Consider the following 26,960-nt stretch of genomic DNA (forward strand, 5'->3'; position numbering starts at 1 on the left):
GCGGTGATACATACCCATTGAACGAACGACAGGTCGTGGGGCCGATTCGAACGACGAGGTGAACGCACGTGTCAGCCGATTCTACGGACGAGTCGAGCGGCGATCGATTCGACTACCGCCAGGTCTCGTTCGTCGTGCTCGCGGCACTCGCACTCGTCTTCGCGTCGTTTTTCGCGCCGGGCTTCGGCGCCGACGGCGCGTCGCCCCCGGAATCCGAGGGGGAGGGCGACCCCGACGCCGACGTCGATCCCGGTTCCGGGTCGGACGAGGGCGGCGACGGCCCGGACATCTCCTTCGACTGGACCGAACTGCTCGAGTGGTTCGACCTCGAACCCGACGACCGCGATACGACGATCGATCCGGGCGGCGATCGAACCCTCGACGCGTGTACGGTCGCGCTCGACCGGGACCCGGTACCGGGCCGCGACGTCACGGCGACGATCAGCTACCAGGGCGAACCGCTGACCGACGTCCCGGTCCGGTTCAACGACCGATCGATCGGCGAGACGGACGATCGGGGCCGGGTGAGCGGCGAGGTCCCCTACGTCGAGCAACTGGTCGTCCACGTCGGCGCGGAGGGCGACCCGAACTGTCGGGCCGTCGGTCCGGCGGTCTCGTCTGCGGGTTCGGCGGCCAGCGCAGTTACGACATCGGAACCGTTCGCGCTGGGAGCGACGGGGACCGCCCAGAGCGACGAGTCGAACAGCACCGTCGAGTACGAAATCGACGGCGACGTCGCGATCACCGTCGCCGACGATCCCTATCCCGGCGATCCGATCGAGATCCGGGCGGCGATCGAGGGCGAACCGATGCGGGAGGCGAGCGTCGCCGTCGACGGCGAGCAGGTGACAGAGACGGCCGCCGACGGTACCGCCACGATCACCGTCCCCGACGACGGCACCGAGCAGGTCGACGTCCGGGTCGAACGCGGGGACTTCGCGGGCACGACGACGATCGACGTTCTGCTGCTGGAGGCGACACTGGTGCCCGGCGGCCTCGCACCGGTTCCGGGGAGCGACGGCCACGTCGCGGCCGAAATCGCCGGGGAACCAGTTCCGAACGCCACCGTCACGATCGACGGCGAGCGGCGCGGGACGACCGACGAGGACGGGCTGCTGGCCGTCGAGTTGCCGCTGGATCCGACGACGACGGTCACGGTCAGCACGACGGACCAGACCGCGACCGTGACGCTGCTCGGGGCGTACGGCGGCGTCGCCCTCCTGCTGTCGCTCGTCATGGCAGGGGCCGCGGCCATCACGTACAGAACGCACGGTGTCCGCGGTCCGATCGCCGTCGTCGGCCTCGCCGCCGGACTGACCGTCGTCCTCGTCGTCGAGGCGTTCTACGGCCCGATCGCGGGATTCGTCGCGCTCGCGGTCGTCGCCGCGATCGGACTCGGTGCCGTCGCGGGTCGCAACGGGGCTCCCGACGTGGACTCCCCGGCGGTTCGCGACCGCGCGCGCGACGTCAGCGCGTGGGTCGTCGATCGCGCGCTCGCGCTGGTCGGGATCCTCGAGACGGCGGTCGATCGCCTCCGAGACGCGATCGGTGCCGTGCGAACGTGGGTCGCGTCCCTGCCGCGATCGGCCGCCGCACTCGGTGCGAGGTTGGCCGACTGGCTCCGATCGCTCCCGGCGCGCGGGGTCGCCGCGATCGGCCGCGTCACGGAGTGGGTCCGGAAACACCCGATCGGCGCCCTCGTCGCCGTCGGAGCCGTGCCACTGCTTGCCGGCGGTTACGCGGTCGGTGACGTACCGGGCGCCCTCGTCGCGGCCGCGATGCTCGCCGTGGCCGTCGCCGTCGTCCGACTGCGATCGAGCCGCGAGGACGACCCGTCGACGACCGCACCCCGGGGCGCCGACGAGGTTGCGACGCCGACCGGCGAGACGGCCGACGACGGGGGCCAGCCCTCGTTCCGGGAACTCTGGCGGGCCTTCGCCCGGCAAGTCGCACCCGGCCAGTGGCGGACGCGGACCCCCGGCGAGATCGAACGCGCGGCCGTCGAGGCCGGCTACCCGCGCGAGCCGGTTCGCGAACTGACGACGCTCTTCCGCGAGGTCGAGTACGGCGAGCGGCCGCTGTCCGAGCGGGTTCGCGAGCGCGCCGCCGAGGCCGCATCGGCGTTGACGCAGAACACGGCGACGACGGATGGGGGCCGGGGTCGGCCCGACGAGCGATCGAAACCGGAGGAGGAACCGGAAAGCGAATCGAAACCGGCCTCCGATCGCTCGTCCCCGGAAACGGACGGGACAGGCGGTGATCGCCCGTGAGCCGACTCCGGACGGTACTCGTCGCGCTCGTCGGCTTGGCGTTCGTCGCCGTCGGCATCGCGATCGGGCTCGCGAGCCGGCAGACGGGGTCTGACGGTGCCACGGGCGGCGTGGTCCTGCTCGCGCTCGTCGCGCTCGCGGTCGGCCTCTGGAAGATCCGCGGGACGCCCGACGCGAGCGGGGCCGGCCCCGCCGTTCCGTGGGCCGAGGACGATCGGTTCGCGACGCCGGCCCCCGAGCGCACCGACCGGGAGCCGCCGCTCTCGAGCGACGGCCTCGCCAGGGTCGTCGAGCGAGCGGGCAAGACCGCTCGCGAGGCAGAGACCGTCGACGACGGGCTCGCCGTCGTGCGGCCCGTCCTCCGGGAAACCCTGTGCGACGCGCTCGTCCAGGGCGGCCGAACCCGGGCGGACGCCCGGGCGGCGATCGACGCGGGGGGCTGGACCGACGATCGGGTCGCCGCGAGCGTCCTGTCGTCCGACGTGGAACCGCCGCCGCGCCCGTTCCGCGATCGGCTGCGCGCGTGGCTGTTCCCGGAGCGCGTCGTTCGCCGCCGAACCCGGCGGGCGATGGCCGCCGTCGCCGAGGCCGCCGACGAGGCCCTGCCGTCGGTGCCGGGCCAGACCGCGCCGCGATCGATCCCGGTCTTACAGCCCCGTCTCGAGGAGTTGCGACGGGGGGCCGACGGCGAGTTACAGCGCGCCGTCGATCCGGACGCGATCGCTCGCGGGCCGGGGCCATCCCGTCGGCGTCGAGAGGATCGGGCGACTGACTCCCCCGGACGGGGAGACGGGACGGCCGATCGTCGGGACGATCCGGCCCGGGACGACCCGGAGGTGAACGATGCGTAGACAGCGACGGTGGCGGGGGGCCGTCGCGGCCACGATCGCGCTCGTGGTCGCCGGGCTGGTCGACGGGAACGGCGTCCTGCTGCTGGGCGGTGTCATCCCGCTGGCCTACGTGGCCGCCGGCGCGCTCTCGCGCGTCCGCCCGCCCGACGAGGACGACCTCGCACTCAGCCGATCGGTGACGCCGACGCCCGCCCCGCCCGGCCGACCGGTCACCGTGACGCTGTCGGTGACGAACGAGAGCGAGCGGACGCTCCCGGACCTCCGGATCGTCGACGGCGTTCCGCGGGACCTCGCGGTCCTCGACGGCTCGCCGCGCGCGGGGACGACCCTCGAGCCTGGTGAGACGATCGAGATCGAGTACGTCGTGGTCGCCCGACGCGGCGACTACGCGTTCGACGCCCCGCACGTCCGGGTTCGCGGCCTCGGCGCGAGCGCGGTCACGACGACGGCTCCCGAACCCGCAGGCGACGGCACGCTCGTCTGTCGGCTCGACGCCGACGCGCCGCCGATCGAGGAGACGGGGCGAACGCGTATCGGCCAGCTAACGGCCGATCGGCCAGGCGAGGGCGTCGCGTTCCACTCCTCGCGGGAACACCAGCCGGACGATCCGGCGAGCCGGATCAACTGGCGCCAGTACGCGAAACGGGGCGAACTCGCGACGGTCAACTACGAACAGCAGGTCGCCGCGACGGTGATCCTCGTCGTCGACGCCCGGAGTCCGAACCACGTCGTAGCCGGACGGGGGCGGCCGACCGGCGTCGAACTCGCGGCGTACGCGGCGACGCGGGCGCTCTCCGACCTGCTCGCACACGGTAACGAGGTCGGTGTCGCGATCGTCGGCCTCGAAGGGGACGGCCCCGCCGGACTGGTCTGGCTCGAGCCCCAGCGTGGACGCGAACTGCGATCGCGAGCGCTCGAGTCGTTCCGGCTGGCGACCGACGCGACGACGCCGAAAGAGATTCGCGAGCGCAACCCGGGCGAGTCGATGACGGGATCGGAGCGCTACGAAGCGGACCGGGCCGCCGAGCAACACCGCAAACTGATCGATCTCGCGCCGGCGAACGCACAGGTCGCGCTGTTCTCGCCGTTGCTGGACGCCGTCCCGATCGGCGGCGCCGAGACCTGGCGGGGAGCGGGCCTGCCCACCGTCGTACTCTCTCCCGACATCGTCCCCGAAAACACGGCCAGCGGCCAGCACGCACAGATCCGCCGACGAACGCGGCTCGCCCGGTGTCAGGCGGCCGGCGCCCGCACGTTCGACTGGCGACGCGGGACGCCGTTGCCGCTGATCATCGAGCAGGCCTTCGCCGCCGACGCGAAACTCGCCGGTCGACCGGGTGCAGGGACCGGCGGCAGTGGCGGTGGAAGTGGACGTGACGGCGGCCCCACGACCGGCCCGGTCGGCGACCCGAGCGCTGGAGGTGACGACTGATGTCGCTCGCCGGGCCTCGACTCGATCGGCCGTCCGCGATCGGCGACGAGGGCCGGGCGCGGGCGGCGAGCCTGTGGCTCGCGACCCTCGTGATCGTGGCGCTCGTCGGCGTCGCCGGCCTGGTGCTCGATGAGCCCTCGCTCGTGACCACGCTCGCGCTCGTCGTCGGAATGGCGGTCGCCGGGTTCGGTATCCTCGAACGCGATCGGACGGGCTTCGTCCAGCTATTCGTCGGCCACGCCCTGCTCGTGACGTTCGGCTCGGCGACGGTACTGCTGATCGTCGTCGCACCGCTGGTGACACGGGAGGGGGTCGCGGTGAGCGGCTTCGCGCTCGCGCTGCTCGGGATCGGCGCCGCCTGGGCGGACGTGGGCAGCGACGGGGTAAAACGAAGCGTCGAGGGAACGGCGCTTTCCTACGCCGCGATGCTGTTCGCGGCGATCGTCCTGCTCGCGGTCGTCGCCGTCGGCGTCGTCGGCCGCTGGGCCCTGAACCTGCTGGTCGGCGAGACCGCTCCCCTGCTGTCGATCGGCGGGTTCCTGCTCGTCCTCGGGGGGACGGCGGGTGCCGTCCTGCTCGGACTCCGGTGGCTCCCGGTCCTGCAGTTGACCCGCCGCGATCGCCGGGCCGCGATGGAACGTCGCCTCGCGACGGTGCGGCGGACCCTGCTCGTCGTGGTCCTCGGAACGCCGATCGTCCTCGTCGTCCTGATCGGCCTCGGTCTCGGCGGGACGCTCTCCGCGACCCCGCTGAGCGGGCCGCTCGTCGGCCCGGCGATCGCCGCGCTCTCGTCGTGGTACGTGCTCGGTCCGGCCGTCGCAATCGCCATCGGGAGCCTGCTCGCGGGCCTGACGGCCGTGTTGCTCCGGGGCCTCACGCGCCGGTTCAGCGCCGACACCACCCGACGAAGCGCCGCGATCACCGTCGGCGTCGCCATCGCGTTGCTGGCACCGATCGCGATCCTCACGCTGATCTTCAGGCCGGTCGTGGCGGCACTCGCCGCCCTGACCGTCGGCGTCGGCCCGATCGTGTTCGTCGTCGTCGTGGGCGGTGGCGTGGTCGCCGTCTGGCTCGGCGTCCTCCCGGACCGCGCCGGCGGGCCGGCGATCGCGGCCGCCGGCCTGGTGATCGCCGCGATCGGGCTCGGCCGGGGCCACCCCGCGCTCGTGTTCGGCTGTATCGCCGGCGCGGCGATCGTCTGGGACGTCTCGACGTTCGGCCTCGGCGTGACCGCCGAACTCGGTCACATCCCCGAGACGCGCCGACTCGAACTGTTCCACGGGGTGCTCGCGATCGGCGTCGGAGTCGTCGCGATACTCGTCGCGATCGGCCTCGAGACGCTTCGCAGCGGCGCGTTCGCCGGGGTCGGGAGCACCGGTGCCGTGGCCGTGGTCGTCCTCGGTGCGATCGTCCTGTTGCTTCCAGTACGGGGATGAACCGGACCCGAACCCAGGAGATCGGCATTCGCGATCGCTCCGATTTCGGGAACCGATACCCGACCTGAATCGCAGCAGACAGGAGCTTCTTAAACGTATAGCGTGACTGTCGAGTATGGACGAGACGCCGTCGAACGTCACGGCCGACGAGGCCGCCGATGCGGTCCGGGCCGTCGTCGAACGGATCGAGGAGGCGGCCGTCCTCGATCGGTCCGTGCTCCACGCACTGCTGTCGGCCGTCCTCGCCCGCGGTCACGTCCTGCTGGAGGACGTTCCGGGCACGGGCAAGACGGTGACGGCCAGGGTCGTCGCCGAGTCGATGGGGCTCGAGTTTACGCGCATCCAGTTCACGCCCGACCTGCTCCCCGCGGACGTGACCGGGTCGACGATCTACGACGAGCACGCCGGCGAGTTCGAGTTCGCCAGGGGACCGGTGTTCGCGAACGTCGTGCTGGCCGACGAGATCAACCGCGCACCGCCCAAGACGCAGGCCGCGCTGCTCGAGGCGATGGAGGAGCGCCAGGTCAGCGTCGACGGGACGACCTACGACCTGCCGACGCCGTTCGTCGTCATCGCGACGCAGAACCCGATCGAGCAGGAGGGTACGTTCCGACTGCCGGAGGCCCAGCGCGATCGCTTCAGCGTCAAGACCTCGCTGGGCTATCCCGACGTCGAGGGCGAGATGGGACTGCTCGAGCGCCGCGCGAATCGGCGCTCGCTCGCGCCCAGCGTCGATCCGATCGTGACGCCGGGGACGATTCGCGTCCTGCAGGATCTGACCGAGGACGTCACGGTCGATCGGAAACTGCGCCGGTACATCATCGACCTCGCGCGGGCGACGCGGGAGGATCAGCGCACCGAGATCGGCGTCTCGCCGCGGGGCGTCCAGCGCGTTTTCGAAGCCGCCCGGGCGGCCGCCGTGATCGACGGCCGGACGTACGTCGTCCCGGACGACGTCAAGCGCCTCGCACTCCCGACGATGGCCCACCGGGTCGTGCTCTCGACCGAGGCCACCGTCGAGGGCGTCGAGGGCCGCGACGTCGTTCGCCGCGCGCTGAACGTCGTCGGCGTGCCGGCGGTCTCGCCGGGGGCGAGCGACGACGCTGCCGAGTCAGCCACGATTCACGACGACGGGGAGTCGGCCGCACCGGCCCGATCGCCCGACGGGACTCCGGCGAATACGGATGACGCGACCGCGAGCGGGTCGATCGACGGCGATGGATCGGACCGACGTCCGCCGAGCGGGTCCGACGAGTCGCCGCGGTGATCGATCGCGAGTCCGGTCGAGACTGTCGGCACCGCGAGGGCTTGCAGTTTCTCGGGACAGGTTGATTCCGCTCTCGACTGTCGGTACACCCGATGGCACTACAACAGATCGAACACGCGGACGCGCAGATGCAGGAGTGTATCGACAACTGCCTCGAGGCCGCGCAGGTGTGTGAGTGGTGTGCGGACGCCTGCGTCGACGAGGGCGAGGAGATGGCTCGCTGTATTCGGCTCTGCCGGGACGTGGCGGACGTCGCCTCGATGCACGCGCGATTCATGGCTCGCAACTCCGGCTACCACGGCGACCTGGCCGAGATCTGTGCGGACCTCTGCGAGGAGTGCGCCGAGGAGTGTGCACAGCACGACCACGACCACTGTCAGGCCTGCGCAGAGGTTCTCCCGGAGTGTGCCGAGAGCTGTCGGGAGATGGCTTCGGCCTGAACCGCGATCGAGACGAAAACTTCGCTGCCGGATACGGCCGACGCAGTGACGAGCGCGTCGGCAGGCTCGGTCGCGGTCGGCGACTTGCTACCGTCCGTCGCCGGTGCTAGTACCGTTGGGCGGACCGATCGGGCGTCCCGGAGTTGAGTACGCCGCCGAGCGCACCCGCGACGGCGCTCTCGAGGGCCATGATCAGCGAGATCATCACGGCCATCGCGAAGATGCCGAATCCGGCGAACCCGCCCATGATTCCGCCGGCTGGTCCGAATCCCCATCCCGCGAGCGCGACGACGAGGGCGACGAGGAGGCCGCCGAGAATGCCGCCGAGCGCACCCGCGAGCAGGCCGTGCCAGAAGCCGCTTCCGAGGCCGCCGCCCGCTAGATAGCCGGCGACGAACCCGCCGATCAGGCCCGCGCCAAGCTGGCCGATTCCCGGCGCTGCGAGGCCGACGATTCCGAGCACCGTCGCGACGAGGAAGCCGATGATGACGGCACGCCAGTCGGTCATACCCGTCTGTACGCGGGGACCGCAGATAAACTGTCGGCGGACATTCTCCGAGGCGGTGACGGATCGTCTCGGGACGCGCGATCGATCGCGGTCGGCGATCCCCGGGAACGACCGAGAGCGACCGCCGCGTAACGAACGACCTTTTAAGAACGCACCGTCTAGGTCCGGGCATGATTTTCGAAGACCTTCCGACGACGCCCACGTCGGAAGAGTTGATCGACAAGGCGTTTTCGCGGGCGGCGCGGTCCGGCAGGGCCAAGGGCGGCCTCGAGGCCCAGCAGTCGATGCTCCAGACGGCGGCGAACATCATCTCGGACAACTTGGAGAACGTGGTCACGGCGTGGCCGGACTTCGAGTACGGCGACGACGTCCACCCGTTCTACTACGAACTCGCCGACGCGATCGTCGACGTCGACAGGCTTCGCCAGAGCCTCTCGGAGGTGATGTGGGCCAGCCGGAAGGCCCGCGAGATCCACGAGGAGTACCAGCCCCGCCTGCGCAAGACCGACGTGGACACCGCGCGAAAGCACCGCAAGCAGGCCTTCGCCCGCCTCGCGGACATCGTCGAGCAGATCGACGACGAACTGCTGTACATCAACGAGTCGCGCAACGACCTGCGGGACCTGCCGGAGATCAACCCCGACGAACCGACGATCGTCGTCGCGGGCTACCCGAACGTCGGCAAGTCCTCGTTCGTCAACGACGTCACGAGCGCCCGCGGCGAGACCGCCTCCTACCCGTTCACTACGAAAGGGATCGGCGTCGGACACTTTGAACGGGATCACATCCGCTACCAGATCGTCGACACGCCCGGCCTGCTCGATCGGCCCCCGGAAGAGCGCAACGAGATCGAAACCCAGGCGGTCAGCGCCATCGAGCACCTCGGCGACTGCATGCTCGTCATGCTCGACCCCAGCGGCGAGTGTGGCTACCCGCTCGACTCGCAACTCGAACTGCGCGACTCGATCGCCGCCCAGTTCGCGGACGTCCCCGTGCTGACGGTCGCGAACAAGGTCGATCGACGCGACCGCTGGACGGACGATCCCGACGCCGACCACGCTATGAGCGTCGAGACCGGCGAGAACGTCACGGCCGTCCTCGACGCGGCCGTCGAGGCGATCGACTACGAACCCGAATTACCCTTCGAAGAGTGACGATGGATCCACGACGACTCGCATCGCAATCGGAACTGGAGGCGCGATCGGGATGAGGGGGCCCGGCATCTTCTGGATGCTCCAGACGGCGGCGGGCTTTGCGATCTCGGGGCCGATCTTCGTCGTCGGCATCGGGTTCCTTCGCTCGGGGAACTACGTCGCCGGGATCGGTTTCCTCGCGCTCGGCGTCGCCACGCTCTACTTCCCGACCTACCTCATCAACCGGATCGGCGGGCCGCGAACGTGGATTCGCCGGCGACTCGGCGGCGACGGCGGAGCGAGCGAGGACGCGCCGGCGGACGGCGAGTCGAACCACGAATCGAGCCGCGTCCCGGTGCTCGATCGGATCCGGGACCGGTAAGCGATTCTGACCGATCACCGCTCGACGACCTGGACGTACCGGACCTGGACGTCGACCGGGTCGTCGGCGTGGCGATTGACCCGCTCGTGGATCGTGTCGGCGAGGTCCGGTGCCGACGCACCCGGCGGGCCGCCGATTGTGACGACGACCCGCTGTGGCCCGCGGAACGGATAGTCGTCGTCCATGACGACCTCGAGGTCGAGCAACTGGAACTGCTCGTACTCCGCCTCTTCGAGGGTTAGTTCGACCTCTTCGCGGGCGTTCTGTTCGAAGTTCCCGGCCTCCCAGGAGGTGTAGGTGATCGCCCCGAGAAACACCGCGAAGACGAGCACGATTACCGCGAGTCCGACGATCCGTCTGCGGACGCGCGATTCGGTCTCGCTGAGCGCGAACAGGTTGTCCGGCCGGTAGCCGACGTACCACAGCGTCAGGAGGCCGGCGAGGTTCACGGAGAGGGCGTTGACCAGCACGAGCACCGTCGATCCGATCGCGGCCGAGGGCTGGCCCCACGCGATGGCGACCCCCGCCGCGGCAGCGGGCGGAATCAGCGCCGCCGCGATCATCACGCCGACGAGCGCGACGGAGATGCTCGTCGCGATACTCACGATCCCCGCGACGCCGGCCCCGAGCGCGATCACGAGCGACAGCAGGTCCGGCGCGAGCCGCTCGGAGATCTCGTCGACGGCCGTGATGTCGAGTCCGGGCGGGACGACGTTCGTCATCTTGACGATCCAGGCGAAGACCGCCGCCGCCGCGATCGCGAGCACGATCCCGACGATCTGGTAGGTGACGCTCTCGACGAACAGTTCCTCGTCGTCGATCACCGAACCGACGCTCGCACCCAGCGCCGGCCCGATCAGCGGTGCGATCACCATCGACCCGACGACGACCGCGGGCGAGTCGAGGAGGAGTCCCGCCGTCGCCACGACCGCACTGATGATCGTCATCGTCGCGTAAATCTCGAACGTCGGCGTCAGTCCGTCCGCCTCGGCCTGCAACTCCTGCCGGGAGATCCGTTCGGATTCGACGTCGCCGTCCTCGTACTCCGCTTTCAATTCGGAAAACCGGCGGGAGACGACCGTCTCCGCGTCGACGACGACCGTGTACGCGTCCTCGTCGATCCCGGCCTCGTGAATCTCGTCGAGGATGGGTTCGACGGCCGCCGACGGCAAGGGAAAGTAGGCTACTGCCGTGTATTCCCGGCTGCTCTCCTCGTCAGTGACGACGTAATCGATCCCCCGATCGTCGAGCGTGTCGAGGATCGTCTGGCGCTTTCCCGTTGGAATCGTCAACTGTACGAGCCGCACGTGCGACACTGACGCATCCCGGGGCTTTAACTTGGGGTACTTTCCCACGCAACGAGCCGATCCGGAGGGCCATCCGTGATCACGTCCGGCGAATCGACGGTAGCTTCTTTGATCGAGTCGTGATACCACGCGCCACGATGAACCGTCCCGCCCCGTGGTTCGGTACGTTCCTGCTCGCCCTCGTCACCGCGTTCCTCGCCGCCTTCGGACTCACCGCTCTCGCCGATCCGATCGTCCTCGTCCTCTGTTCGGGACTGTTCCTCGGCGCCGTCCTGTCGATCGCCAGCGGACTCGCGGACGAGGTACCGATCGGACCGGTGTCCGTCCCCCGGCACGTCCTGCTCGGGGCCGCCCACGTGACGGTCGCGAGCGCCGTCGCCGTGCTCGGGTTCCGGACCGCCGCCACCGCCGGCACGACGAGTTCTCAGTTCCTCGCCGCCACCATGGCCGTCGGCGGTGCGTCGCTCGCCTGGCTCGGTCTCCAGACCGCCCGCGACGACCGCCCCGTCGATCCCGATCGGTCCCCCTCACTGCACCGCCTCGTCGGCGTCGTCCTCCTCGCGGCCGCGTCGATCGGGGTCGGCGTCCTCGTCGCCGCCCTCGTCTGACCCTCTCGGCACCGATCGCTCGCGATCGGGGTCCCGAACCAACGACGGTGCAGACCGGCCCGTCCCTACGGACGGCTGTCCGTGGGTTCCGGCGCAACCGCGACCCGTCTGCGGGTGCCCCGGTACAGCGATCCGTACCGGTCTCGTCGCGTCACGGTGCTTATAACCCGCCTCGTACCTATCCAGACGTATGTTCGACACCCGCCCCGATCGCGACGCCGAGGTGGTCCTCGTCGGCCGCTCGAACGTCGGCAAGTCCACGCTCATGCGCGAACTCACGGGCCACAGCTTCGACACCGGCGGGAAGCCGGGCGTCACCCGCAAACCGAACCACTACGACTGGGCCCCGGAGGACTTCGTCATCACCGACCTCCCCGGCTTCGGGTTCATGAGCGGCGTCGACGAGGACTACCGCGAGGAGATCAAGACGAACATCGTCCGCTACCTCGAGGAGTACGCCGAGAACATCCTCGTGGGAATCCTCGTCGTCGACGGGAAGAGCGTAATCGACATCATCGATCGCCACTCCGGCCCCGACGAAATTCCGTACGACGTCGAGATGTTTCACTTCCTGCGGGATTTCGATATCCCGGTCGTCGTCGCGGTCAACAAGATGGACAAGGTCGACGACAGGGACGAGCGGCTGAACGACCTCTGCGATCGGCTCGGCCTCTACCCGCCGTGGAAACAGTGGCAGGAGACGATCGCACCGATCACCGCCAAGAACGGCCGGATCGAGCCGCTGAACGAGGCCGTCCGGGAACACCTGCACGAACAGCAGCGGGACGATCTGTTCAAGTTCTTCTAAACCAACCTTTTGCTCTGCGCTCTGAGGCGACTGCGCCGGATAGCCGGCGCAGTCGCCCCGACGCTCGGCAAAAGGTTGATCAAAAGCACTCCTCCCTCCGTTCCGGCCCTCCGGGGCCTCCACATCAGTCGTCGGCCCGCTCGCGCCGCAGTCGCGGCGCTCGCGGGAGGATCTCCCGTGTTCGGCCTGCCCTTCCCCGGATCGCGCGTCCCTCACGATCGTTCGGGCCGCGCTCCCGGCCGATCGGCTGTGTATTTCGGTGGGTTCAGACGACCCGATTCCGGAGTTCGTCGCCGCTGTCGAATCGATCGACGTTCTCGCGGACGATCTCGCCGACGTCGCGGAAGTAGTCCCGCGTGTAGGCCGCACAGTGGGGCGTGACGATTACCTCGTCCATCCCCCACAGCGGGGAGTCCTCGGGGAGCGGTTCGGTCTCGAAGACGTCCAGCGCGGCCCCGGCGAGGGCGTCGTCTTCGAGCGCGTCGATCAGCGCCGGTTCGTCGACGACCGACCCGCGAGCGACGTTGACGAAGTAGGCGTCCTCGCGCATCGTCGCGAACTCCTCGGCCCCGAAGAGGTGGTAGGTTTCGTCGGTCAGCGGGACGGTGACGATCACGAAATCGGCGTCTGCGATCGCCTCGTGCAGGTCGTCGGTCGCGTAGACCTCCTCGAACCCCGGCACGGGTTCGGCCGAGCGGCGAACCCCCGTGATTCGGACGCCGAGCGCGCCGAGCACGTCCGCGACGCCGCCTCCGAGGGTGCCCGTTCCGACGACGCAGGCGGTCGTTCCGGGGAGGGTGAACGCCTCGTCCCACGCGGGTCGCTCCCACCGGCGGTCCCCCTGGTCGGCGACGTGATCGTGGAGTCGGCGGGCGAAGGCCAGCAGGTAACCCGCGACCGTTTCGCCGATCGTCCGATCGTGGATCCCCGTGCTGTTGGTGAGCACCACGTCGTCGGCCTCGAACTCGTCTTCCGGGAACCGATCGACGCCCGCCTGGATCGAGTGAACCCAGTCGAGATCCAGGAACGCGTCCCGGTGTTCGAGCGTGACGATCGCGTCGCAGGCGTCGATGTCGTCGTCGCCGACGACGCCGACGTCGAACGGGAGATCGGCGAGGAAGTCGGCCAGTTCGGCGGGTGGGAACACTGCGTCGACGGAGTCGTGGACGCCCAGTCGATCGAGGTCGATCTGCATACCGGCCGGTACGGACGAGGGTAAATTCAAGGTTTGCACGAACGGACTTCGGATTGAGGATGGCGGCTCGGGAAAAACCCTCGTCACACGGGGCTCGGTGGGGGTAACTCCTCGTCACTGCCGCCGCCAGACGTTAGCGCGTGGAGGGGTTTGCGTCTGTCGCTTCACCGTCCGACTGCCACGTCTCGAGTTCGCGCAACTCCTCGGCGATCGCCCCGACCTCGCCGGGATCGAGGACCCCGCGTTCGGTCACGAACTCGGTCACGCAGTCGGCCGGCGTCACGTCGAACGTCGGGTTCAGGACGTCGATCGCGGCCGGGCCGTCGTACACCGCCGATCGATCGCCCGACTCCAGGTTCACCTCCTCGCGGGTCGAGACCTTGTCCGTGGCGGCGACGACGGAGACCGGGATCCCCGCCCGATCGGCCGCGATCGCGAGCGTCCGGGTCCCGGTCTTGTTCACCACGGAGCCGTCGGGGAGGATCGCGTCCGCGCCGACGACGACCCGATCGGGCTCCTCGCGGTCGATGACGTGAGCGACGGCCGCGTCAGTGTGGAGGGTAACGGGACAGTCGTCGGCGAGCGCCTCGGCCACGTCGACGCCCTCTCCCGCGGGACGGGATTCGGCGACGAACACCCGTGACGGGGCGCCGTCCCGGAGCGCGTCGAGGACCGTCCCGGATCGCGAGAGGGTCGCGACCGATCCCTCGATGCGATCGGCCGCCGTCGCCGCCGCGTCGTCGTCGGCCGCGAGGGCGCGATCGATCCCCGCGAGCGTCACGTCGAGCACGGCGGGCGCGCCCGACGACTCGGCATCGTCCCCCGACTCGGCCATCGCCCGGTTCACCCGATTCCTGAGTACGGCCATCGACGGCCGGGCTTCGAGCAGTCGCCGGGCGAGTTCGGCGAGTTCGGCCCACTCGCCCTCGGGGTCCGCCCCGAACTCCGATCGCTCGTCGACGAGCAGCCCTGCCCGATCGCGAAGCACCTCGAGCGCCCGGATCGAGAGGAACGCGGCGCCGTGTTGGTCGTCGGCAGCGACCGACCGGACCGTCGGTGCCACCCGCTCGTAGGCCGTCCACAGTTTCGGCACCGTCTCGCGGTCGGCGGCGGGATCGATCATCGCTGTCGGCGAGACCCACTCGTACGCATCGTGTTCCTCGCTCGACTCGATCTCTCGTCGCCCGGAATCGAACAGGTACGGGTGGACCACCCACGTCCGCCCGAGGTCCGAATCTTCGAACTCGACGGGCCGACCCGATCGGACGAGCGAGACCGCGTCCGGGCCGAGCCCCGTCTCCTCGCGGATCTCGACGCGAACCTGTTCGTCGGGGTCGCCCTCCGCGAAGCCGGAGACGCCGCCCCACTGGCCCCGGTAGGTGCCGACGGCGTCGCTGCGGCGCAGGAGGAGGACCGCTCCGCGGTGCCGGAGGAACGCGGTGACGACGTGGGTCGCGTCGTCGGCGTTCCCGTCCGCTCCGTCGCCGGCGTCCGTTCCCGCTGGATCGCTCATACGCGTGGCCACGGGTGCGGAGAGGGAATCGCTTTCGGGACTGGGCGTCAAACGCCCGCACATGGCTCGCATCGCTATCCTCGCCGACACCCACGTACCGACGCGGGCACCGGCGATCCCGGACTGGGTCGCCGACGAGATTCGCCGCGCCGATCACACGATCCACGCGGGGGATTTCGACTCGACCGAGAGCTACGATCGGGTCGTCGACCTCGCGGAGGGCAACCTGACGGCCGTCCGCGGGAACACGGACCCCGCGACGCTCGACCTCCCGAACACGGTGACAGTCGACGTCGACGGCGTGACGTTCGTCGTCACCCACGGCACTGGCTCGCCGGCCGGGTGGCGCGATCGGGTGATCGACACGGCCCGCGCGGAGACGGGGCCGTCTACCACGCCAGTCGCCGTCGCCGGTCACACTCACGAGGTGGTCGACACGACGGTCGACGGCGACGAGGGACGCTCGACGGACAGTCGGACTGCGTCCGGCGACGCCGTTCGCGTGCTCAACCCGGGCAGTGCGACCGGTGCGAGTCCGGCCGATCGGGCGACGATGCTCGTCGTGACCGTCGACGGGGGACGTCTCGACGTCGATCGGCGGACCGAGCGAAACGAGGCGACGTGAATGCCGACGAAGATACAACACGAGTCCGCGACGAAGATCCGAAACGAATGGGAGGACATCGATGACCAGTGACCAGCGCGAAACGGCAGGCGACGCGGTCCGGATCGGCGTCGACGTCGGGGGGACGTTCACCGACGTGGCCCTCTCGGTCGACGATCGGCTTCACACCGCGAAGGTGCCGACCACTGGCGACCAGCACGTCGGGGTGCTCGACGGGATCGAGAAGGCCTGTGACCGCGCCGGCATCGAACCGGCCGCGATCGACGACTTCGCCCACGCGACGACCGTCTCGGTCAACGCCCTGCTCGAGCGCGACGGCGCGAGGACGGCGCTCGTCACCACCGAGGGATTCCGGGACGTCCTCGCGATCGCCCGCCAGGACCGGCCGTCCCTCTACGACCTGGACGCCGAACGGCCCGACCCGCTGATCCCTCGCGAACGGCGGTTCGAGATAGACGAACGGACGACGACCGCCGGCGTCGAGCGGCCGGTCGATCCGGAGGCGGTACGGGACCTCGCGGCGACCCTGCGCGAGCGCGACGTCGAGGCCGTCGCCGTTTGCCTGCTCCACGCCTACGCCGATCCCGCGAACGAGGCGATCGTCGCCGAGACGCTCCGCGACGAACTCGACGGTCCCGTCTCGGTCTCGCACGAGGTGCTCGCGGAGTTTCGCGAGTTCGAGCGCACGTCGACGACGGCCGTCGACGCCTACGTCCGACCGACGATCGATCGCTACGTCGGGCGACTGGTCGACGAGGCCGCGGACGCGGGGATTCCGGCACCGCGGATCATGCAGGCGAACGGCGGCATCGCCGACGCCGAGACGGTGCGCGAGCACGCCGTCACGACGGTGCTGTCCGGTCCCGCGGCTGGCGTCGTCGGCGCCGCGGCGACCGTCGACGACCCCGACGTCGACGGCCTGGTCACCTTCGACATGGGCGGCACGTCGAGCGACGTGAGCCTCGTCCGGGGCGGGCGGGCCGAACGGACGACCGACGCCGAGATCGACGGGCTGCCGATCCGGACGCCGATGGTCGACGTCAACACCGTCGGCGCGGGCGGCGGCTCGATCGCGTGGATCGACGCCGGCGGCGCGCTCCGGGTCGGCCCGCGATCGGCGGGTGCGGACCCCGGACCGGCCTGTTACGGCCGCGGCGGGACCGAACCCACCGTCACGGACGCCACCGTCGTGCTGGGATTCATCGGCCCCGAGACCGCGCTGGGCGGCGAACTGACCCTCGACGTCGCGGCGGCCCACGACGCGCTCGATCGGCTGGCCGACGAGGCCGGCCTCGACGGTGCGCTCGAGGCGGCCCGCGGCGTCTACCGGGTGGCCAACGCGACGATGACCCGGACGATCCGATCGGTCACCGTCGAACGGGGCCACGACCCGCGGGCGTTCGCGCTCGTGGCCTTCGGCGGCGCAGGACCGATGCACGCCGCCGCACTCGCGGCGGCACTCGAGGTCGATCGGGTCGTCGTCCCGCGGCCCGGCGGCGTCCTCTCCGCGTTCGGGTTGCTCGCGGCCGACGAGAGCCACGACGCCGCCCGAACCGTCGGCGAGGCCCTCGAAACCGCGGACGTGGACCGCCTCGAGTCGGTCTCCGACGACCTCGTCGCCGACGTGCTCGCGGACGCCTCCGCTCTCGATCGGGCGCGGGTCGAGCGCGCGGCCGACTGCCGGTACGCCGGACAGAGCTTCGAACTCACCGTTCCGGTCGAGGATGGGGTCGATCGGGCGGCGATCGCGGATCGGTTCCACGACGCCCACGAGCGGGCCTATGGCTACGCGATGGACGAGGCGATCGAGGTTGTCACCCTGCGCGCGACGGCGACCGTCCCCGGTACCGAGCCGATCGTCCGCCACGACGGCGCGGGCGACGCGCGCCTCGGGAGTCGCGTCGCGCACTTTCCCGGCACCGGACCGCAGGAGACGGCGGTCTACGATCGCGATCGGCTCGAAGCGGGCACGACGCTGTCCGGACCGGCGATTCTCGAACAGCCGGAGAGCACGACCGTGGTCCCGCCGACCTGGGACGGCGAGATTCTCGCGGACGGAACGCTCGCGATGTCACGAGCGGAGGGGAAGCGATGAGCGGGCCGTCGACCGACGGGTCCGACTCGCGAATCGACCCGGTAACGCTGGAAGTGCTCCGCAACCAGCTAGAGAGCGTCGCCGAGGAGATGGGCCAGACCCTGATCCGCGGCGCGTACTCGCCGAACATCAAGGAGCGCCGGGATTGCTCGACCGCGCTGTTCGATTCGAGGGGCCGGCTGATCGCCCAGGCCGAACACATCCCGGTCCACCTCGGCGCGATGCCCGCCGCCGTCGACGCCGTGCGGGAGCGCGATCCGAAACCGGGGGACGTCTTCGTGCTCAACGACCCCTTCACGGGCGGGACCCACCTGCCGGACGTGACGATGGTCTCGCCGATCGCGCCCGGACGCGACCGCGGCGACGGAACCGACGGCCGGAACCGTGGCAACGGAAGCGACGACGTCGCCGACCGTGAGATCGTCGGCTACGCCGTCTCCCGCGCCCATCACGCCGACGTCGGGGGGATGGCCCCGGGGAGCATGCCGGCCGGCGCACGGGAGATCTACCAGGAGGGACTGCGACTGCCGCCGATCCGACTCGTCGAGGACGGCGCGGTCCGGGACGACGTCCGATCGCTCGTGCTGGCGAACGTCCGGAACCCGCGCGAGCGCCGCGCCGACCTCCGCGCACAGCGGGCGGCGAACGAGCGCGCCGAGGCCCGACTCGCCGCGCTGTTCGACGAACACGGCCGCGAGACCGCGCTCTCGGGCTTCGACGCCGTGATCGACTACTCCCGCGAGCGGATCGAGGCCGAGATCGGTGCGCTCCCGGACGGCACCTACGAGGCGGTCGACGTCCTCGAGGGCGACGGCGTCACGGAGGAGGACGTCGAGATTTCGGTCGCGGTGACGATCGACGGCGCGCGGATCGCGGTCGACTTTTCCGGCACCGACGACCAGGTCGTGGGCAACCTCAACGCGCCGCTGGCCGTGGCCAAGAGCGCGGTCTACTTCGTCGTGCGCTGTCTCACGGACCCCGAGATCCCGCCGAACCAGGGCTGTTACGATCCCGTGAGCGTCCACGCGCCCGAGGGGTCGCTCCTGAATCCCGACCCGCCCGCGGCCGTCGTCGGCGGCAACGTCGAGACCAGCCAGCGCGTCACGGACGTGGTCTTTACCGCCCTCGCCGAGGCCGCGCCGGATCGCGTCCCGGCACAGGGCCAGGGGACGATGAACAACCTGACCATCGGCGCGCGGGACGGGTCGTTCACCTACTACGAGACGATCGGCGGCGGGTTCGGCGCCCGGGCCGATCGGGACGGGATGGACGGCGTCCAGGTCGGCATGACGAACACGCTCAACACCCCCGTCGAGTCGATCGAAACCGAGTACCCCCTCCGCGTCGAGCGCTACGCCTTCCGGCCGAACAGCGGCGGGGCGGGCGAGTTCCGCGGCGGCCTGGGGCTGGAGCGATCGGTCACCGTCGAGACCGACGCGACCGTCTCGCTGCTCACGGAGCGCCGTCGCCACGCCCCGAAGGGCGTCGCCGGCGGCGCAGACGGCGCGACCGGCGAGAACCTGATCGACGGCGAGCGGGTCCCCGCGAAGACGACCGTCGACGTCGAGGCGGGGACGACGGTGACGGTCCGAACGCCCGGCGGGGGCGGACACGGCGATCCCGACGATCGCGCTCCGGCGGCGATCGAGGCCGATCGCGAGGCCGGCACGGTGACCGAACGGGACGACCAGCCGTGACCGTCGCTGGCTCGATTGTCCGGTGACGGTGCGTTTTTCACGCCGCTTTCCCTCCTTCCGGTATGGAACTGGAGCCAGTGACGGACCTGCCCGAGATCCGTCCCGGCGACGACATCGCCGACCTCGTCGCCGATCGGGTCACCCTCGACCCCGGCGACGTGCTCACCGTCGCGAGCACGATCGTCTCGAAGGCCGAGGGGCGGACGGCGGACCTCGAGGACTACCCCGTCAGTTCGCGCGCGAAGGAGATCGCTCGCCGGATCGAGGACGTGGCCGGCGAGGAGAAGGACCCGCGGTTCGCCCAGGCGGTCTTAGAAGAGAGCACCGAGGTGCTGATCGACCGTCCCTTCCTGCTCACCGAGACCCGCTTCGGCCACATCGCCGTCAACGCGGGGATCGATCGCTCGAACGTGCCCGACCACGACGTTCTCCTCCTGCCGAAGAAGCCGGCCGAGAGCGCCGAACGGATTCGGGCCGGACTCGAAGCGCGCGGCCACGAGGACGTCGCGGTGATCGTCACGGACACCTGCGGGCGGCCCTTCCGCCACGGTCAGCGCGGCGTCGCGATCGGCTGGGCGGGGATGCCCGCGAGCCGCGACTGGCGCGGCGAACGCGACCGCGACGGCCACGAACTCGGCGTCACCGTCCAGTCCGTCGTCGACGAACTCGCGGCGGCGGCGAACCTCGTCACCGGCGAGGGCGCGGGCGGAACGCCCGCCGTCGCCGTCCGGGGCTGGGACTTCGGCGACCTCGACGGGAGCGACGAACTCTTCCGGGACGTCGAAGACGACCTCGTCCGGCAGGCGCTCCGCGAGTGGAGGTTCGAGCCATGACCGGGTCGCATCCGGGCAACGAGAGTCCGACCTGGGGCGTCGAACTCACTCCCGAACACCCGCCCGATCGGATCGCCTCGCTCGCGGCGCTGGCCGAGGACGAGGGGTTCGACGTCGCCTTTACGAGCAGTCACTACTTCAACCGCGATCCGTTCGTCACCCTCTCGCGGATGGCCGACGCGACGGCGGACATCCGGCTGGGACCCGGCGTCGTCAACCCCTACGAGACCCACCCCGTCAAACTCGCCGCGCAGACGGCGACGATCGACGAGGTGAGCGACGGCCGCGCGGTGTTCGGCGTCGGCGCGGGCGATCGGTCCTCGCTCGCGACCCTCGGGGTCGAGCGCGATAGCCCGCTCCGGCGGGTCCTCGAGACGTTCGACCTCGCGCGCGACCTTTGGGCGGGCGAGACCGTCACCCACGAGGGAACGTTCACGGCGCGGGACGCCTCGCTCAACCTCGATCCCACCGAGATCCCGGTATACGTCGGCGCACAGGGGCCGCATATGCTCCGCATGAGCGCGAAACACGCCGACGGCGTGCTGGTCAACGCCGCTCACCCGCGGGACCTGGAGTGGGCCGCGGGACAGATCGAGCAGGGGCTGGCGGAGCGACCTGCCGAACGCGAGGCGCGAGGCGTCTCGGAACGGTCGAGCGGAGAACGGAGCGACCCGCGAGAGGACTCTTTCGAGTCGCTCGCCTTCGCGAGCACGAGCGTCGCCGGCGACGAGGCCGCCGCTCGCGAGGCCGCCCGCCCGCCGGTCGCGTTCATCGTCGGCGGCGCGGCCGAGCCGGTGCTCGATCGCCACGACATCGATCGCGAGGCCGCGAGCGCGGTCAGCGAGGCGCTCGAGGCGGGAGAACTGAACGAGGCGTTCGGCCGCGTGACGCCGTCGATGATCGACGCCTTCTGCATCGCGGGGACGACCGACCAGGTCGCCGATCGGTTCGCGGCCGCGCTCGAATACGTCGACGGCATCGTCGTCGGTTCGCCGCTCGGACCGGATCTCGAGGACGCGATCGAAATGGCGAGCGAAGCGCTGGCGAGCGCAACGCAGGCGTGAGAATCGGCGCAACCGTTCGATCCGGACTAGCTCGAGGTGAAGAGACTGCCGACGGCGCCCAGCGTGAGCGCACCGAAGACGGCGACCGAAAAGACGATCAGCAGCGTTCCCATCAGGACGAGAAGCGGTGCGAGGCCGTCGCCCATCGCGACGTCGCTGAAGAGTTCGACCATCTCGACGATGTTGTCCACGATGACGTTCAGCGGTGTGACGGTGTCCATGTCCAGGGGTTGTTACCGGTGCTACTTGGCCGTGCCGGTCCGTGCCAGCCCCGACTGCGGCGGTGGGCGCTCGTCGATCAGTGCGATCGGTGGTGGGCGTCTCGGCGGTGATCGATACCGGATTGTGGCGTCGATCGATACCCGATCGTGGCGCGAACCGGGCCGCGACGGTGGTCGGTGCCTCTAAGCCGCCGCTGTCCGTACCGTCGAGCATGACCGACGACGCGACGCTCTCGGAGTTTACCTCGTCGGGGGCCGAAGCGGAGACCGACGAGACGGACGATCGGGCCCGCGACACGGACGCGAGCGGCGACGACGCGACTGCCGATCGCGCCGGTACGCCGCTGTCGACCTACGCCTGGGGCGAGTACACCTGCGCGCGCTGCGATCGCGCGGCCGATCGGGTCTGGCGCGACGACGGGGCGTTCGTCTGCCCCGAGTGCAAGGACTGGTGACCGACCCGCGTTCCCACTCGGATCCGGTAATCGCCGGCTGCTGGCGGTAACGGTGCGCTTCTCGGGGCCGATCGACGGTATTCTCCCGAACATTTATATCTTCGAGGTGGTTCTATAGGCCTGCAATGGCGAAAGGTACGGTCGCATTCTTCAACGACACTGGCGGTTACGGATTCATCGAGACCGAGGACGCGGACGAGGACGTGTTCTTCCACATGGAAGACGTCGGCGGGCCCGACCTGGAGGAGGGTCAGGAACTGGAGTTCGACATCGTCGAGGCCGAGAAGGGGCCGCGCGCGGAGAACGTCGAACGGCTCTAGGCCGGTCCGAAGGGGGTATCGTTTTCCGATCGTCGAACCGACGAGCCGCGGCACTCGCGAGTCGGCCGGAACCGCTGTCACGTGACCACCCGTTAGGCGTGCGAACAGTCACTCGAAACGACACAAAGCATATGGGTCGGCAACGCTCACTCCGTACCAACAGCAGCGCCGCCGAGTTCCCCGCCTGATTCAGCTATGACCGATTCCACGCCACCTCCGAACACGAGCGGTATGGCAACTCCCGAACACGACGCCCTCCCGGTATCGACCGTCGCCGATCTCTGTACCGAAATCGAGGCCAACGTCTCCCGCGTGATCGTCGGCCACGACGAGGCGATCGAACACGTCGTCACCGCCATCCTCGGCCGCGGCCACGTCCTGCTCGACGACGTCCCCGGCGTCGGGAAGACGATGCTCGCCAGATCGATCGCGACGTCGATCGACTGTACGTTCCAGCGGGTCCAGTTTACCCCCGACCTGCTCCCGACTGACGTCACGGGCGTCAACGTATTCAACCAGAAGACCCGCGAGTTCGAGTTCAACGAGGGACCGGTCTTCGCCAACATCGTCCTCGGCGACGAGATCAACCGGGCCCCGCCCAAGACCCAGGCCGCCCTGCTCGAAGCGATGGAGGAGATGCAGGTGACGGTCGACGGCGACACCCGACCGCTACCCGACCCCTTCGTCGTCATCGCGACCCAGAACGCCGTCGAACCGAACCGGACCTACGACCTGCCCTTCGCCGAACTCGATCGGTTCATGAAGAAACTCACGCTCGGCTACCCGGACCCCGACGAGGAGGCCGAGATGCTCGGCCGGACGGTCGGTCACCACCCGATCGACTCGCTCGAACCGGTGGCCGACCTCGAGACGATCGTCCGCGCACGCGAGACGGTCGCGGGGATCCGGGTGAACGACCCGGTCCGGGAGTACGCGACGGACCTGGTCGGGTACACCCGCGAGAACGCCCACATCGGCGTCAGTCCCCGCGGGACGATTTCGCTGTTGCGCGCCGCCCAGGCCCGCGCCGTCACCGACGGGCGAGACTACGTCATCCCGGACGACGTCGCGACCGAGGCACCGCTCGTCCTCGCCCACCGGATCAAGACGAACAGCCGCGACCGGGACGGACCCGGCGTCGTCGCGGACGCGCTCGAGCACGTCCCCGTCCCATGAGGCTCACGCGCCGTGGCTGGGCGGTCGTCGTCGTCACCGTCGGGTCGATCGCGATGGGATGGCAGTACGGGCCCCGCGCGCTGAACGCCGTCGTCACGCCGCTGATCGTCGTGCTGGTCGCGGGCCTGCTCACGACCGCGCTGGCGGATCGGCCGCGCGTCAGGCGGGGCGGCGTCGCCGAGGGGTTCGTCGGCGAAACCCGGACGGTCGAGACGACGATCGAGACGGAGCGAGCCGTGTCGGCGACCGTCCGCGACGCCGTCGACGACAGTCTGACCGCGACCGGATCGGTCGCGGCGACGACCCTCGACGGGGAGAGCGAGTTCAGCTACGAGGTCCGACTCGAGGAGCGCGGCGACCACCGGGTCGGGCCCCTGACGATCTACATCGTCGACCTCTTCGGCCTCGTCGAACGCCGGTTCGAGTACGAGGAGACGGCGTCGGTCCTGGTCTATCCGCCCATCCGCGACCTCCGGGGCGGGGCCGGTCGAGACCTGCACCTGCTCGCCGACGTGGCGACGCGGCCCGATCGCGAGGAGTTCGACCACCTGCGGGAGTACCAGCGCGGCGACTCCCTGCGGGACGTCCACTGGAAGTCGGCGGCCAAGCGCCCCGACGACCAACTGGTCGTCACGGAGTACGTCGAGAACGACGCCGCCGGGTCGGCGATCGTCGCGGCCGAGTGTACCCCGACGCGGGTCGACGACCTGGCGACCGCGGCCGCGAGCGTTTCGACCTACCTGCTCGAAGCGGGCGTCGACGTCGGCGTCACGCTGCCGGCGGAAGCGCACCCGCCGGGATCGGGACAGGAGCACCACTACGACCTCCTCCGCCTACTCGCCGTCGTCGAGGCGGGCGAACTCGACGAGGGAACGCGTGCGACCGCCGACGTGCTCGTCCAGGCCGACGCGAACGGGACGCGGGTCATCGTCGACGACCACGCGATTCCGTTCGATCGGCTCCGCGGCCGTAACGGCGGGGACGGGAACCGGAACGAACGAGCGCGAACCGAACCGACGGACCGGAGACGCACGGACGACGATTCCTCGTCGGGGGTGACCGCATGAGTACCGACGCCCGCGATCGGACGATCGAACTGGACGCCGAGGGGGCGATCGACGCCGGAACGTTCCGGGTGCTGGCGCTCGGCTGTCTCCTGGTGCTGACGGCGTCGTACGTGAGCGTGTTGCGGGACGTGACCCGCGTCGTGGGCGGCACCGAGACGCTCCTCCTGCTCGTCGTGGTGATGCTGGTCGCCGCGACGGTCCTCGCCGAAACGATCCGGCCCCGGACCGCGATCGGGGCCACGGCGGTCGTCGCCCTCGTTGGCTTCTGGTTCTACTTCTCGACGGCCGGCGTCGAGATCGGGACCGTGCTTTCGGAGCTAGACGAACTGCTCACCGACGTCGCCGCGCTGGCGACCGGCCTCCCCCTGCTCCGGATGGTCGCCGCCGACGTCTGGGCGCTCGTGTACGCGCCGGGTCCCGTCTTCCTTTCCTGGTACCTCGCGCTCCGGGGCCGGTACGACCTGAGCGTCGTCCCCGGCGGCTTCGCCCTGCTCTTTCTGGTGCTGACCGGGGACGCCGCGACGCCCGTCGTCCTGCTCGGGACCCTCGGGGCCGTCGGCGCGATCGGTTTCGGCGAACTCGAACGTCGGGGTGGCTCGATCGCCCAGGCGGACCTGTTCGCGGTGCTGGTCGCGGTGATCGTCGTCCTCTCGCTGACGGTCACGTTCGTACCGGGGGAAGCGACCAGCCCGGCGTTTAGCGGCCAGAGCAGTGCCGGCACGCTCGAGGGAACGCTCGACTCCGCCAGCCAACAGTCCGCGATCGGCGGCGACGTGGAACTCTCGCCGGAGGTCCGGTTCACGGTCACCTCCGAACAGCCGTCCTACTGGCGAACGGGGGTCTACGACCGGTTCACCGGCGACGAGTGGGTCAGGACCGGCCACGACAGGGGATACGACGGGGACCTCGGGACGCCGCCCGGCGAGTACGAAAGCGTCACGCAACGCGTCACCGCCGAGACGGCCCTCGGCGTCATGCCAACCGCCCCGAAGCCGGTCGCGATCGAGGGCGAAATCGCCCGGTCCACGACGGTCTCCGTCCACGGCCAGCCCCGCCCCGAAGAACAGTTGCGCGAGGGCGACAGCTACGTCGTCCAGAGCGCCGCGGTCGAGCGCGATCCGGCGACGCTACGGACCGCCGGAACGGACTACCCGGACCAGGCGTCCGACTACCTGCAACTTCCGGAGAGCACGTCGAGCCAGTTCGAACAGCAGACCGCCGAGGTGACCGGCGACGCAGAGACCCCCTACGACAAGGCCGTCGCGATCGAGTCGCACCTGCGATCCTCGAAGAACTACTCACTCGAGGTCGATCGGCCCGAGGGCAACGTCGCCGACGAGTTCCTGTTCGAGATGGACGAGGGCTACTGCGTCTACTTCGCGACCACGATGGTCCAGATGCTCCGGACCGAGGGCATTCCGGCCCGGTACGTCACCGGCTACACGACCGGCCAGCAGGTCGACGACGACACCTACGTCGTTCGCGGACTGGACGCCCACGCGTGGGTCGAGGTCTACTTCCCCGACCACGGCTGGGTCGCGTTCGATCCGACCCCGGGCGACGCCCGGGAGGAGGCCCACACCGATCGCCTCCAGCAGGCCCGCGAGGACGGGCAGGAGAACGTCGACACCGACGCCAGCGAGGACGTCCAGATCGACGACGACGAGGACGAGTCGACCCCCGACGACCCCCGGGACGACACGAACGAGACGCCCGACGAGAACGAGACCGATCCCAACGACACCAACGGGACGACCCCCAACGACACCAACGGAACCGATCCGCCGGATGACCCCGGCACCGACGGGGCCGACGGAACAGATGACGACGACGACGCGACCGTTTCGGTCCCGATCACGCGCGAGACGGCCGCGCTCGGGATGATCGTGCTCGTCGGAATGGCAGCCGGCGCTCATCGGACCAGGGCGACGACCCGGGCACGGCGAGGGCTCCAGCTCATCTGGCAGCGGCGGCGGGACGACCCGGACGAGGACGCCCGGATCGCGTACCGCCGACTCGACCGACTCCTCGCACACCAGTACCGGCCGCGTCGCCGATCGGAGTCGCGCCGGCAATACGCGGCTGCGCTCCGGCGCGAGTACGACGACCTCGATCCCCGCACGGAACGGGTCGTCGGGGCGTACGAGCGGGCGACCTACGGCGAGGGCGTCGATCGCGAGACGGCGGACGCGGCGATCGCGATCGTCGACGACCTCGTTCGCGATCGACTCCCGGTGCTGGGCGATCGGTGAGGACC

The 26,960-nt window shown here is 70.1% G+C and carries 25 protein-coding genes; 20 read left to right on the forward strand and 5 right to left on the reverse strand.

Annotation, left to right across the window (positions count from 1 at the left end):
- The first annotated feature begins 68 nt into the window (after nt 1-68).
- The 6 genes from AC6I6X_RS21445 to AC6I6X_RS21470 all read left to right on the forward strand — a co-directional run bounded on the left by AC6I6X_RS21445 (nt 69) and on the right by AC6I6X_RS21470 (nt 7,696).
- Nucleotides 69-2,270: a DUF4129 domain-containing protein gene (locus AC6I6X_RS21445; RefSeq protein WP_497932608.1), complete on the forward strand. Its 2,202-nt coding sequence runs from the start codon at nt 69-71 to the stop codon at nt 2,268-2,270.
- Nucleotides 2,267-3,121, forward strand: a complete 855-nt coding sequence (locus AC6I6X_RS21450) for a DUF7269 family protein (protein WP_497932609.1) — start codon at nt 2,267-2,269, stop codon at nt 3,119-3,121. The genes AC6I6X_RS21445 and AC6I6X_RS21450 overlap by 4 nt, the downstream gene beginning before the upstream one ends.
- Nucleotides 3,114-4,553 (forward strand): DUF58 domain-containing protein, encoded by a 1,440-nt coding sequence (locus AC6I6X_RS21455; RefSeq protein WP_497932610.1) that lies wholly within the window; start codon nt 3,114-3,116, stop codon nt 4,551-4,553. Before AC6I6X_RS21450 ends, AC6I6X_RS21455 begins: the two co-directional genes overlap by 8 nt.
- Entirely contained in the window at nt 4,553-5,989 is a 1,437-nt protein-coding gene (locus AC6I6X_RS21460; RefSeq protein WP_497932611.1) for a DUF7519 family protein, read from the forward strand. The genes AC6I6X_RS21455 and AC6I6X_RS21460 overlap by 1 nt, the downstream gene beginning before the upstream one ends.
- A 115-nt stretch (nt 5,990-6,104) precedes the next feature.
- Complete coding sequence (locus AC6I6X_RS21465; protein ID WP_497932612.1) at nt 6,105-7,256, forward strand: AAA family ATPase; 1,152 nt, start codon at nt 6,105-6,107, stop codon at nt 7,254-7,256.
- A 92-nt stretch (nt 7,257-7,348) separates the two neighbouring features.
- Nucleotides 7,349-7,696: a four-helix bundle copper-binding protein gene (locus AC6I6X_RS21470; protein ID WP_497932613.1), complete on the forward strand. Its 348-nt coding sequence runs from the start codon at nt 7,349-7,351 to the stop codon at nt 7,694-7,696.
- Between the two features lie 106 nt (nt 7,697-7,802).
- Here the strand turns inward: AC6I6X_RS21470 and AC6I6X_RS21475 are convergent, their stop codons facing one another.
- Entirely contained in the window at nt 7,803-8,204 is a 402-nt protein-coding gene (locus tag AC6I6X_RS21475) for a DUF5518 domain-containing protein (protein ID WP_497932614.1), read from the reverse strand.
- Between the two features lie 170 nt (nt 8,205-8,374).
- On the opposite strand from AC6I6X_RS21475, the gene AC6I6X_RS21480 reads away from it, so the two are divergent.
- On the forward strand, nt 8,375-9,358 hold the full coding sequence (locus AC6I6X_RS21480; protein ID WP_497932615.1) for an NOG1 family protein: 984 nt from the start codon (nt 8,375-8,377) through the stop codon (nt 9,356-9,358).
- Between the two features lie 52 nt (nt 9,359-9,410).
- Nucleotides 9,411-9,719: a hypothetical protein gene (locus tag AC6I6X_RS21485; protein ID WP_497932616.1), complete on the forward strand. Its 309-nt coding sequence runs from the start codon at nt 9,411-9,413 to the stop codon at nt 9,717-9,719.
- A gap of 14 nt (nt 9,720-9,733) precedes the next feature.
- Here AC6I6X_RS21485 and AC6I6X_RS21490 read toward each other — a convergent pair whose 3' ends face one another.
- On the reverse strand, nt 9,734-11,026 hold the full coding sequence (locus AC6I6X_RS21490) for a TIGR00341 family protein (RefSeq protein WP_497932617.1): 1,293 nt from the start codon (nt 11,024-11,026) through the stop codon (nt 9,734-9,736).
- A gap of 137 nt (nt 11,027-11,163) precedes the next feature.
- Between AC6I6X_RS21490 and AC6I6X_RS21495 the strand changes: the two genes are divergently transcribed.
- Together AC6I6X_RS21495 and engB are read left to right on the forward strand one after the other, a co-directional pair.
- Nucleotides 11,164-11,634, forward strand: a complete 471-nt coding sequence (locus tag AC6I6X_RS21495) for a DUF7994 family protein (RefSeq protein ID WP_497932618.1) — start codon at nt 11,164-11,166, stop codon at nt 11,632-11,634.
- Between the two features lie 190 nt (nt 11,635-11,824).
- Nucleotides 11,825-12,442 (forward strand): GTP-binding protein EngB, encoded by a 618-nt coding sequence (gene engB, locus AC6I6X_RS21500; RefSeq protein WP_497932619.1) that lies wholly within the window; start codon nt 11,825-11,827, stop codon nt 12,440-12,442.
- Between the two features lie 265 nt (nt 12,443-12,707).
- On the opposite strand, the gene ddh is transcribed toward engB, so the two are convergent.
- Together ddh and AC6I6X_RS21510 are read right to left on the reverse strand one after the other, a co-directional pair.
- Complete coding sequence (gene ddh, locus AC6I6X_RS21505; protein WP_497932620.1) at nt 12,708-13,637, reverse strand: D-2-hydroxyacid dehydrogenase; 930 nt, start codon at nt 13,635-13,637, stop codon at nt 12,708-12,710.
- A 133-nt stretch (nt 13,638-13,770) separates the two neighbouring features.
- Nucleotides 13,771-15,150 carry an eIF2B alpha/beta/delta subunit family protein gene (locus AC6I6X_RS21510; protein WP_497932621.1) on the reverse strand — a complete coding sequence of 460 codons (1,380 nt, stop codon included), beginning with the start codon at nt 15,148-15,150 and terminating at the stop codon, nt 13,771-13,773.
- 61 nt (nt 15,151-15,211) lie between these two features.
- Between AC6I6X_RS21510 and AC6I6X_RS21515 the strand changes: the two genes are divergently transcribed.
- The 5 genes from AC6I6X_RS21515 (at nt 15,212) to AC6I6X_RS21535 (ending at nt 21,464) form a co-directional block, all read left to right on the forward strand.
- Nucleotides 15,212-15,775, forward strand: coding sequence for a metallophosphoesterase family protein (locus AC6I6X_RS21515; protein ID WP_497932622.1), 564 nt, complete (start codon nt 15,212-15,214; stop codon nt 15,773-15,775).
- A gap of 61 nt (nt 15,776-15,836) precedes the next feature.
- Complete coding sequence (locus AC6I6X_RS21520; RefSeq protein ID WP_497932623.1) at nt 15,837-17,870, forward strand: hydantoinase/oxoprolinase family protein; 2,034 nt, start codon at nt 15,837-15,839, stop codon at nt 17,868-17,870.
- Complete coding sequence (locus AC6I6X_RS21525; protein WP_497932624.1) at nt 17,867-19,567, forward strand: hydantoinase B/oxoprolinase family protein; 1,701 nt, start codon at nt 17,867-17,869, stop codon at nt 19,565-19,567. The genes AC6I6X_RS21520 and AC6I6X_RS21525 overlap by 4 nt, the downstream gene beginning before the upstream one ends.
- A 62-nt stretch (nt 19,568-19,629) precedes the next feature.
- Complete coding sequence (locus tag AC6I6X_RS21530; protein WP_497932625.1) at nt 19,630-20,400, forward strand: coenzyme F420-0:L-glutamate ligase; 771 nt, start codon at nt 19,630-19,632, stop codon at nt 20,398-20,400.
- Complete coding sequence (locus AC6I6X_RS21535) at nt 20,397-21,464, forward strand: 5,10-methylenetetrahydromethanopterin reductase (RefSeq protein WP_497932626.1); 1,068 nt, start codon at nt 20,397-20,399, stop codon at nt 21,462-21,464. The genes AC6I6X_RS21530 and AC6I6X_RS21535 overlap by 4 nt, the downstream gene beginning before the upstream one ends.
- Nucleotides 21,465-21,490: 26 nt before the next feature.
- Here the strand turns inward: AC6I6X_RS21535 and AC6I6X_RS21540 are convergent, their stop codons facing one another.
- Nucleotides 21,491-21,685 (reverse strand): DUF8024 family protein, encoded by a 195-nt coding sequence (locus AC6I6X_RS21540; RefSeq protein WP_497932627.1) that lies wholly within the window; start codon nt 21,683-21,685, stop codon nt 21,491-21,493.
- A gap of 212 nt (nt 21,686-21,897) precedes the next feature.
- Between AC6I6X_RS21540 and AC6I6X_RS21545 the strand changes: the two genes are divergently transcribed.
- From AC6I6X_RS21545 to AC6I6X_RS21565, 5 genes are all read left to right on the forward strand, one after another.
- Nucleotides 21,898-22,140 (forward strand): DUF7573 domain-containing protein, encoded by a 243-nt coding sequence (locus AC6I6X_RS21545; RefSeq protein WP_497932629.1) that lies wholly within the window; start codon nt 21,898-21,900, stop codon nt 22,138-22,140.
- Between the two features lie 125 nt (nt 22,141-22,265).
- The gene (locus AC6I6X_RS21550) at nt 22,266-22,460 is read left to right on the forward strand and encodes a cold-shock protein (protein ID WP_250140794.1); all 195 of its coding nucleotides are present in this window, start codon (nt 22,266-22,268) and stop codon (nt 22,458-22,460) included.
- A gap of 195 nt (nt 22,461-22,655) precedes the next feature.
- Nucleotides 22,656-23,636 (forward strand): AAA family ATPase, encoded by a 981-nt coding sequence (locus AC6I6X_RS21555; RefSeq protein ID WP_497932630.1) that lies wholly within the window; start codon nt 22,656-22,658, stop codon nt 23,634-23,636.
- A complete protein-coding gene (locus tag AC6I6X_RS21560; protein ID WP_497932631.1) occupies nt 23,633-24,703 on the forward strand; it encodes a DUF58 domain-containing protein in 1,071 nt (356 codons plus the stop codon). The genes AC6I6X_RS21555 and AC6I6X_RS21560 overlap by 4 nt, the downstream gene beginning before the upstream one ends.
- Complete coding sequence (locus AC6I6X_RS21565) at nt 24,700-26,955, forward strand: transglutaminase TgpA family protein (protein WP_497932632.1); 2,256 nt, start codon at nt 24,700-24,702, stop codon at nt 26,953-26,955. Before AC6I6X_RS21560 ends, AC6I6X_RS21565 begins: the two co-directional genes overlap by 4 nt.
- Nucleotides 26,956-26,960: the final 5 nt, after the last annotated feature.

It is taken from the genome of Halosolutus sp. YCN4 (assembly GCF_059736495.1).